Annotated in this window: 9 protein-coding genes; 5 read left to right on the top strand and 4 right to left on the bottom strand. The window is 63.1% G+C overall.

Annotated elements, in window-relative coordinates; genetic code table 11:
• Positions 1 to 6: 6 nt before the first annotated feature.
• Positions 7 to 564, bottom strand: coding sequence for a Plug domain-containing protein (locus QU44_RS15770; RefSeq protein ID WP_443018094.1), 558 nt, complete (start codon positions 562 to 564; stop codon positions 7 to 9).
• A 326-nt stretch (positions 565 to 890) separates the two neighbouring features.
• On the opposite strand from QU44_RS15770, the gene QU44_RS15765 reads away from it, so the two are divergent.
• A complete protein-coding gene (locus QU44_RS15765; protein ID WP_033923365.1) occupies positions 891 to 1,757 on the top strand; it encodes an SMP-30/gluconolactonase/LRE family protein in 867 nt (288 codons plus the stop codon).
• A 36-nt stretch (positions 1,758 to 1,793) separates the two neighbouring features.
• Here the strand turns inward: QU44_RS15765 and QU44_RS15760 are convergent, their stop codons facing one another.
• Both QU44_RS15760 and araD1 read right to left on the bottom strand, forming a co-directional pair.
• Positions 1,794 to 2,723, bottom strand: a complete 930-nt coding sequence (locus tag QU44_RS15760; RefSeq protein WP_033923364.1) for a Gfo/Idh/MocA family protein — start codon at positions 2,721 to 2,723, stop codon at positions 1,794 to 1,796.
• Entirely contained in the window at positions 2,720 to 3,706 is a 987-nt protein-coding gene (gene araD1, locus QU44_RS15755) for an AraD1 family protein (protein WP_033923363.1), read from the bottom strand. The genes QU44_RS15760 and araD1 overlap by 4 nt, the downstream gene beginning before the upstream one ends.
• Positions 3,707 to 3,992: 286 nt before the next feature.
• On the opposite strand from araD1, the gene QU44_RS15750 reads away from it, so the two are divergent.
• Positions 3,993 to 5,282: a sugar MFS transporter gene (locus tag QU44_RS15750; RefSeq protein WP_033923362.1), complete on the top strand. Its 1,290-nt coding sequence runs from the start codon at positions 3,993 to 3,995 to the stop codon at positions 5,280 to 5,282.
• 36 nt (positions 5,283 to 5,318) lie between these two features.
• Here QU44_RS15750 and QU44_RS15745 read toward each other — a convergent pair whose 3' ends face one another.
• Positions 5,319 to 6,092 carry a FadR/GntR family transcriptional regulator gene (locus tag QU44_RS15745; protein WP_052134977.1) on the bottom strand — a complete coding sequence of 258 codons (774 nt, stop codon included), beginning with the start codon at positions 6,090 to 6,092 and terminating at the stop codon, positions 5,319 to 5,321.
• Between the two features lie 114 nt (positions 6,093 to 6,206).
• Between QU44_RS15745 and QU44_RS15740 the strand changes: the two genes are divergently transcribed.
• The 3 genes from QU44_RS15740 to fghA are packed head-to-tail and all read left to right on the top strand — an operon-like array spanning position 6,207 to position 8,599.
• Positions 6,207 to 7,316, top strand: coding sequence for an S-(hydroxymethyl)glutathione dehydrogenase/class III alcohol dehydrogenase (locus QU44_RS15740; RefSeq protein ID WP_033923361.1), 1,110 nt, complete (start codon positions 6,207 to 6,209; stop codon positions 7,314 to 7,316).
• Positions 7,317 to 7,376: 60 nt separating this feature from the next.
• Positions 7,377 to 7,760, top strand: coding sequence for a VOC family protein (locus QU44_RS15735; protein WP_033923367.1), 384 nt, complete (start codon positions 7,377 to 7,379; stop codon positions 7,758 to 7,760).
• Entirely contained in the window at positions 7,757 to 8,599 is an 843-nt protein-coding gene (fghA, locus tag QU44_RS15730; protein WP_033923360.1) for an S-formylglutathione hydrolase, read from the top strand. Before QU44_RS15735 ends, fghA begins: the two co-directional genes overlap by 4 nt.
• Positions 8,600 to 8,680 lie beyond the last annotated feature (81 nt).

Here is an 8,680-nt window from a genome sequence, read left to right as displayed (position 1 = left end):
CTGATATCACCCAACTTCTTTTTCGGTCAGCCTCTTAGAGGCGAATGTGGATGCGGACCCCCCACGGATTGCTTCGATCGCAGCAAGATTGAAGTCCGCGCGGATGAAGATGTCGGACGCCACGTTGAAGAAGTCGCCAAACTCGAGGACGGGCAGACCATCCTCCTCGATCTGCATATATTTCGAGCCGCCAGACGCGAGCGGAAGCCCTCGGATGGTATAGCTTGAATTGCCGTCGCCGGTTGACGATTCAGTCCGAATTCCCGGAATATTCCGTAAAATGTCGGCAAGTGATCTGGCACCCAGCTTCTGTATATCGTCTGCCCGTAGCGCACTTGTCGAGGTCGCACTGTCGAGCCGGTCGCGACCTTTGGCAACGCCGGTTGAGAATACGGCCTCGCTATTGGTCTTTTGATCTTGCTGCGGCGCTGCCTCACTGGTTTCTATATCGGTTACGATAACGGGCACGGTTTTGATGTCAGTTTCGCCGACTGCAACCGGCGCAATCAGTGGGAGGGCTAGCGTTACGGGTATAGCCGTAAGTAGAATTGCAGTACTAAGCACCAACCTATTCCTTCCAAATGGCATACGAGCCGATCTAAGCCGCCGGAAGTATGTGCTCTCGAGGACGAAATCTGTATGTTTGGTATTGTAGGAAATAGAGTCGATCCCACTGCACTGAAGGCATCAAATAACCTTGGTTCCGCTATAACCTACTGCGGATCGTATATTGGTTTCTGCACGACAGGAGGCCACGCCGTTGATCCGGTGTTGCAAAAGGCAGTCGGGTCGACAAAGCGTCTTCAGACCCGCGCAAACCGATATACTTCGGACGAGAATTTTGCTTATGCCAGCAGCGGTGTTGAAAAGATCACAACGGAGACAAAGAGATGGCTGAAGCGTGGAAAGTCGTTGAACGCGGGGGCGTTCGCGATCGGCTGGGTGAGGGTACCTATTGGTCGGCGCGCGAGCAGGCGGTGTATTGGGTCGATATTCTGTCGCCCGCGCTCAACCGGTTGTCGCTGGCCGATGGCAATATCGCGCGCTGGCCGATGCCCGAGCGGATCGGCTGGGTGATCGAGCGCCGCGACCAGCCGGGGTTGATCGCGGGTTTCCAGAGCGGGTTCGTCGCGCTCGACCTGATCGACATGAAGGTAACGCCGCTGGCCAGCCCCGAGCCTGGCATGCCCGACAATCGCCTGAACGATGCCAAGGCCGATGCCGAGGGCAATATCTGGGCCGGGACGATGCCGGTGGGGGCCGACAAGCCGGTCGGGAGCTTTTATCGCTTCGGGGCCGATCACGGCCTGAAGACGATCGACAGCGGCTATGCGGTGACCAACGGGCCGGCGTTCAGCCCCGATGGCAAATGGCTATACCACACCAGCACCACTGAGGGGCTGATCTACCGCTACCCCTTCGCCGATGGTGAGGCGGGGCCGCGCAGCGTGTTCATCCGGATCGACCAGCCGGGTTGGGGCAATCCCGATGGCATGACGGTGGATGCCGAAGGTGGTCTGTGGGTGGCATTGTGGGGCGGATCGCGAATCACGCGATTCACGCCCGACGGGAAAGTCGATCGCCACATCGCATTGCCCGCCAGCCAGATCACCAACATCACCTTTGCCGGGCCGAAGCTCGACCGGATGTTCGTGACCTCGGCGAGCGAGGGCAAGGCTGACGAGGCCTATGCCGGGGCGCTGTTTGAAGTCGAATCGGGCGCGGTGGGGCTGTTGCCGAACCTGTACGCGGGGTGAGGTTTTGTTCGGGGTGAGCATGGCTCACCCCGAACATCACTCCGTGAACGCGCCGACTTCGCTTCGCCGGCCGAGCAGATAGGCGTCGGCGACGTGTGCGAAGGGGGTGAGATCGGTGTCGCTGGTCCGCGTCTTGAGCAGATGCGCGAAGCGGCGATAGAGGCGGGCATATTCGGGGTCGTCGGCCAATTCGACGGGATTGCCGTCGATCGCCATTTTCGATGCGCCGAGCGATAATTTTATCTGGCCGCCATCGGTGTCGATGTCGATATCCCAGGTCTGCGGCCCGCGCTGATCGAAATCGAAGAACACGTCGACGGGCACGCCGGCGCTATCCTGGAAATGGAGGTCGGCGGCGATTGGCGATGGTTTGTTCGATGGGTAGCGCAGCGCCGATTGCTGGAGCAGCAGCGGGCGCGGCAGGATGTGGGTGATCACCGACAGCGCGTTGATTCCGGGATCGAATACGCCGATCCCCGGCTCCCAGATCCAGGCCTGCCCCGGATGCCAGACGCGGACGTCTTCCTTCCAGTTCACCTCGACGCGGTTGATCTTTTTGCCTTCGAGCCAGGCGCGCGCGGGTTCGACCGCTGCCGCCTCGCGCGAATGCCAGGTGACGTAGAGGACACGGCCAGCCTTTGCGACGGTGTCGACGATTGCCTGCGCTTCGGAAAGGGTCGCGGCGGGGGGCTTTTCGATCATGACGTCTAGGCCGTGATCGACCGCCTGTCGCACCAAAGCCAGCCGTCCGCGTGGCGGGGTGCAGATCGAGATCGCCTCGACCCCCGGATCGGCGGCCATCATCTCGGCGATGGTGCGGAAGCCGGGGATGCCCGAGGGGGCTTGATGCCCGGTGACCGCCGCGACGAAATCGAAATCGGGGTTCGCGGCGATCGAGGGGATGTGCTGGTCGCGGGCGATCTTGCCGATGCCGGCGATGGCGATCCGGGTCACAGGGCGGGTCATAGGGGCAGAATCTCGATCGGTTCGGGGGCGCTGGTGGTCAGCGGATTGCTGAGCGGCAGGCGGAAGGGGGCGGCTTCGATCTCGAACCGGTCACCGTCCTGCGTTCTGATCCCGTCGGCGAACGACAAGGTCGCGGTCCCGAAGAAATGGACATGGATGTCGCCGGGGCGGCGGAACAGCGCGTATTTGAAGTGGTGATGCTCAAGGTTGGCGATGCTGTGCGACATATTGGCTTCGCCCGACAGGAACGGCTTTTCCCAGATCGTGCTGCCGCCGCGAACGACGCGGCTGGTCCCGCGCACATCCTGCGGCAAATCGCCGGTCAGCAATTCGGCCCCCAGCGCTGCATGACGAAGCTTCGAATGGGCGAGCCACAGATAATTGCCGCGTTCGACGATATGGTCGGAAAATTCGTTGGCGAGCGCGAAGCCCAGGCGGCGCGGGCGCCCTTCGTCGTCGATGATGTAAATGCCGGCGAGTTCGGGTTCCTCGCTACCGTCCTCGGCAAAGGCGGGGGAGGGGAGTGCGGCCCCGGTGGGCAGCAAATGGCTGCCATCGCCCTTGTAGAACCATTCGGGCTGGACGCCGGGGGTGCCGGCGGCGGGCTTGCCGCCCTCTACCCCCATCTGGAACATCCGCATCGAATCGGTGACGGCGGCACCGGCGGCGGCCTGGTGCATCTTGTTGCGTCCCTCGGCCGAGCCGAGATGGGTGAGGCCGGTGCCGGTGAGCCAGCAATGTGCGGTATCGGGATGGTCGATCGGCGCGAGCAGCGATCCTTGGGCGAGCAGGGCGTCGACATCGATTTCGTCGCCAGCGCGCGCAGCGGCGGCGGCGGCGAGCGACACGCCCTCGGCCAGTGCTGCCCGGGCGAGATCATAGGTCGAGCTGACGCCGGCAATTCGCCGGGCGGGGCCGGTGTCGTCGAGCATTGCCACCGCGCGGGCGTCGCCCTCGCGAAATTGCACGATTCGGATTGCCATCGGGTCAGGCCTTTCCGCGACCGGAGGTGCCGGGCTGGTAACCGCTATTGTGCTTGGGCGTCATTCATGGTCCTTTCCCGATGTTATTACTCAGACTTAACCGGCGGCGCGGGATCGATCAATGCAGACGCCGGGCTTTTCGTGACGCTGGCGGCTTGCACGGCATCGATGAGCCGCATAACCCGCCGGGCGGAGTATCTGAAGCGACCGGCATATAGCCGGTGGCGGGATGTAGAGAGGATAGTGGATGAACATCGTCATCACCCTGATCGCGGGTAGCCTGTAAATGGCGTTGCCGCCAACCGCCGCCACAACCGCGACCGGACAGGGCGCTGGCCCACAGGTCTATCGCTCGGCACTGACCCTGCTCGCCAGCCTGTTCTTCATGTGGGGGTTCATCACCGTCATCAACAACACGCTGCTGCCGCATCTGCGCAGCGTGTTCGAACTGGATTACACCCAGACGACGCTGATCGAATCGGTGTGGTTCATCGCCTATTTCTTTGCATCGATCCCGTCGGCCAAGCTGATCGAGCGGATCGGTTATCAAAAGTCGCTGGTCGTCGGGCTGGTGATCATGGCGGTGGGTGCGATGCTGATGGTGCCCGCCGCCCGTATGCCGTCCTATGGCGTGACTTTGTTCGCGCTGTTCGTGATCGCCAGCGGGATCACGTTGCTTCAGGTAGCAGCGAACCCCTATGTCGCGGTGGTAGGGTCACCAGAGACGGCTTCGTCGCGGCTGAACCTGGTGCAGGCGCTTAATTCGCTGGGCACGATGCTCGCGCCGTCCTTTGGGGCGTATCTGATACTGGGCCGGTCGGTCGGCGGGACGTCGCAGGCGGGAACGGTGCTGACCCCGGCGCAGCGGCTGGCCGACGCGCAATCGGTGGTGCTGCCTTATGTCATGGTCGCGGTGGTGCTGCTGGTCCTCGCGGTCATCATCGCGCGCTTTCCGCTGCCGGCGATGGGATCGGCGACCAACCGCGTTTCCAAGGCCGAGCGGGCGAAGCATTCGCTGTGGCATCATCGCAACCTGATCTGGGGCATCCCCGCGATCTTCATCTACCTGATCGCCGAAATCGGCGTGGCGAACTTGTTCGTCAATTTTGTCGGGTTACCTGAAATCGCCAGCCTGACGCCCGAAGAGGGCGGACATTATCTCACCTTCCTGTGGGGCGGCATGATGATCGGGCGCTTTGCCGGATCGTTGATCATGCAGAAGTTCGATGCGGCCAAGGTGCTGGCGGTATTTTCGATCGGCGCGTTCGTGGTGATGCTGGTGACGGTGTTCACCACCGGGCCGGTGGCGATGTGGTCGCTGGTGCTGGTCGGGCTGTTCCATTCGATCATGTTCCCGACGATCTTCACGCTCGGCATTCGCGGCCTGGGGCCGCTGACCGAGGAAGGTTCGGGGCTGTTGATCATGGCGATTGCGGGCGGTGCGCTGGTGGTGGTGCAAGGCTGGCTGGCTGACGAATATGGCCTGCAATGGTCGTTCCTGCTGACCGCAATTTGCGAGCTGTATATCCTGTTCTACGCGCTGTGGGGCAGCAAGGTGACCAAGTCGCTCGACTGAAAGGGCTCGGCCCCGCTCCCCCAAGCGGGAGCGGGGTCAGGCTTCGGAAGCGGGCATTTCGCCGTCCTTGGCCGGCATGGCGATCGTGGTGTCGAGGAATGCCATGTCGACCAATTCGGTCATTACCCGGCGTGCTTCGTCGGCATCGCGGGCGGCCACCGCCTGATACACCCGGCGATGTTCGGGCAGTGGATCGCGGCGAAGCGGCATTTCGCGCTGCTTGAACACCGTCGTCCAGGTGACCGCCGCGCCGACACCGCTTGCCAGCGAGGCGAGGAACGGATTGCCCGAGGCATCGAGCAACGCGGCATGAAAATGCTGATCGGCCAGGCGACCCGCCTCCGACGCCAGCGTATGTTCGGCCATCCCTTCCAGCGCGGCCAGCATCTGCGCCAGATGTGCGTCGGTTCGCCGCACCGCCGCCAGCGCCGCTGCCTGTGGCTCGACGATCAGGCGAAGCTCGAACAGGCTTTCGAGCAGGCTTTCCTCGGGCTCTGTACCGAAAATCCACGACAGCACATCGGGATCGAGCAAATGCCACTTGGCGCGCAGCGATACCCGCGTGCCGGTTTTGGGGCGCGATTCGACCAGGCCCTTGGCAGCGAGAATGCGAAGCGCCTCGCGATAGGCGGTGCGCGATACCCGCAATTCGCCCGATGCCGCGACTTCGCCGCTCAGCACTTCGCCCGGCATGTAGCGACCGGTGACGATCGACATGCCCAGATCGCGGGCGATCGCGCCGTGAATCCGCAGCGACTTTCGCTGTGCCTGGCCATCGGGTGTCTGCGGCGTGGGTTTTTTTATAGCCATTGCCAATGTCTACTCCTGCCGTGGCCGGGGTCAAATACAGGCGCGCGGGGTTGACGCGGGCAGACCGGGTAGCGACTTGGGCGGCGACCAGAGTATCGCCCAGGAGCAAAGCCAATGAAGACTCGCGCCGCCGTCGCGTTTGAAGCGAAGCAGCCGCTGGAGATCGTCGAGCTCGATCTGGAAGGCCCCAAGGCGGGCGAAGTGCTGGTCGAGATCATGGCGACGGGTATCTGCCATACCGATGCCTATACGCTCGACGGGCTCGACAGCGAGGGGCTGTTCCCCAGCGTGCTGGGTCATGAAGGCGCCGGGATCGTGCGCGAAGTCGGCGCCGGGGTGACCAGCGTGGCGCCGGGCGACCATGTCATTCCGCTCTACACCCCCGAATGCCGCCAGTGTAAGTCGTGCCTGAGCGGCAAGACCAACCTGTGTACCGCGATCCGCGCAACGCAGGGGAAAGGGCTGATGCCCGACGGCACCTCGCGCTTCAGCTATAAGGGGCAGCCGGTTTTCCATTACATGGGCTGTTCGACCTTTTCGAACTTCACCGTGCTGCCCGAGATCGCGGTCGCCAAGATCCGCGAAGACGCACCGTTCAAGACGAGCTGCTATATCGGCTGCGGCGTGACCACCGGCGTGGGCGCGGTGGTGAACACCGCCAAGGTGCAGGTTGGCGATACCGTGATCGTCTTCGGGCTGGGCGGTATCGGGCTGAACGTGTTGCAGGGCGCGCGGCTGGCCGGTGCGGGGATGATCGTCGGCGTCGACATCAACGCCGACCGCGAGGCATGGGGCCGCCAGTTCGGCATGACCCATTTCGTGAACCCAAAGGATGTTGGCGGCGACATTGTCGCGCATCTGGTGGCGCTCACCGATGGCGGTGCCGATTATACCTTCGACTGCACCGGCAACACCGATGTGATGCGCCAGGCGCTGGAGGCATGCCATCGCGGCTGGGGTACCAGCATCATCATCGGCGTGGCCGAAGCGGGCAAGGAAATCAGCACGCGCCCGTTCCAGCTGGTCACCGGGCGCAACTGGCGCGGCACCGCATTCGGCGGCGCGCGCGGGCGCACCGACGTGCCCAAAATTGTCGATTGGTACATGGACGGCAAGATTGCCATCGATCCGATGATCACGCATGTCCTGAGCCTCGACGAGATCAACAAGGGGTTCGACCTGATGCATGCCGGGGAAAGCATCCGATCGGTCGTCGTATATTGAGCAGCGCAGCGCACCGTGCCGGGAATGAACCGGGGCGGGCGACAGGAGAAGGAAAAGACAATGTTCAGTCATGTGATGGTCGGCACCGATGACATCGATGCTTCGAAGGCATTTTACGACGCGGCGCTGGGGGCACTCGGGATCAAGCCGGGGCGGGTCGATCCGATGGGGCGCGTTATGTACATGCATCCGGCCGGGTTGTTCCTGCTGAGCAAGCCGATCGACGGTGCGCCCGCCTGCCACGCCAATGGCGGCACCATCGGCTTTGCCGCCGATTCGCCCGAGGCGGCCGATGCCTGGCATGCCGCTGGTCTGGCTGCCGGTGGCACGGCGATCGAGGATGCGCCGGGGTTCCGCACGGCTGCGTTCGGCAAGCTGTACCTTGCGTATCTGCGCGATCCGGCCGGAAACAAGATCTGCGCGATGCATCGCCCGGCGGCATGAGCATCGAAACGCTTTCGACCAATAGTGCGTTCGGCGGTACACAAGGGGTGTACCGCCATCGCTCCTCGGCAACGGGCACCGACATGACCTATTCGGTCTATGTGCCGCCGCATGCCGATGGCGCGAAGCTGCCGGTGCTGTGGTATCTGTCGGGGCTGACCTGCACCCACGCCAACGTCACCGACAAGGGCGGGTTTCGCGGGGCTTGCGCCGAGCATGGCGTTATCTTCATCGCGCCCGACACGTCGCCGCGCGGCGACGATGTTCCCGATGACGATGCCTATGATTTCGGCAAGGGTGCCGGTTTCTATGTCGATGCGACGCAGGAGCCCTGGGCCGCTTATTTCCATATGCGAAGCTATGTCGAGGATGAGCTGCCGGCGCTGATCGCGGGGCAGTTTCCGATGGCCGATCTGAACCGACAGGGGATTACCGGCCATTCGATGGGCGGGCATGGCGCGCTGACGATCGGCCTTCGCAACGCCGGTCGCTTCGTCAGCATTTCGGCGTTCGCGCCGATCGCATCGCCGCTGGCTTGCCCCTGGGGCGAAAAGGCGCTGGGCGGCTATCTGGGACCGGATCGAGCGGCGTGGCGCGAATATGACGCGGTTGCGCTGATCGAAGATGGCGCGCGGGCGGGGGCACTGCTGATCGATCAGGGGGATGCCGACCAGTTTCTGGTCGAGCAGCTAAAGCCCGAATTGCTGCGCGATGCCTGTGCCGCTGCGGGCATAGACCTGACGCTGCGGATGCAGCCGGGATATGACCATAGCTATTATTTCATCGAATCCTTCATGGCCGATCACATCGCCTGGCATGCCGAGCGGCTGAAGGGCTGACTGCCGAACAGCGTTTTGTAGCGGGATGATCACCTCATCGTCATTCCTGCGAAGGCGGGAATCCATATTCCAATGCAGTGC

This window comes from Sphingomonas sp. 37zxx (assembly GCF_000786205.1).
GTDB lineage: Bacteria > Pseudomonadota > Alphaproteobacteria > Sphingomonadales > Sphingomonadaceae > Sphingomonas.
This window is presented reverse-complemented; position numbering and strand designations above follow the sequence as displayed.

Bases quoted from the DNA above. Each gene is read 5' to 3' on its own strand.
- QU44_RS15745 (WP_052134977.1), bottom strand. From the start codon at position 6,092: ATGGCTATAAAAAAACCCACGCCGCAGACACCCGATGGCCAGGCACAG.
- QU44_RS15750 (WP_033923362.1), top strand. From the start codon at position 3,993: ATGGCGTTGCCGCCAACCGCCGCCACAACCGCGACCGGACAGGGCGCT.
- fghA (WP_033923360.1), top strand. From the start codon at position 7,757: ATGAGCATCGAAACGCTTTCGACCAATAGTGCGTTCGGCGGTACACAA.
- QU44_RS15765 (WP_033923365.1), top strand. From the start codon at position 891: ATGGCTGAAGCGTGGAAAGTCGTTGAACGCGGGGGCGTTCGCGATCGG.
- QU44_RS15740 (WP_033923361.1), top strand. From the start codon at position 6,207: ATGAAGACTCGCGCCGCCGTCGCGTTTGAAGCGAAGCAGCCGCTGGAG.
- QU44_RS15735 (WP_033923367.1), top strand. From the start codon at position 7,377: ATGTTCAGTCATGTGATGGTCGGCACCGATGACATCGATGCTTCGAAG.
- QU44_RS15760 (WP_033923364.1), bottom strand. From the start codon at position 2,723: ATGACCCGCCCTGTGACCCGGATCGCCATCGCCGGCATCGGCAAGATC.
- araD1 (WP_033923363.1), bottom strand. From the start codon at position 3,706: ATGGCAATCCGAATCGTGCAATTTCGCGAGGGCGACGCCCGCGCGGTG.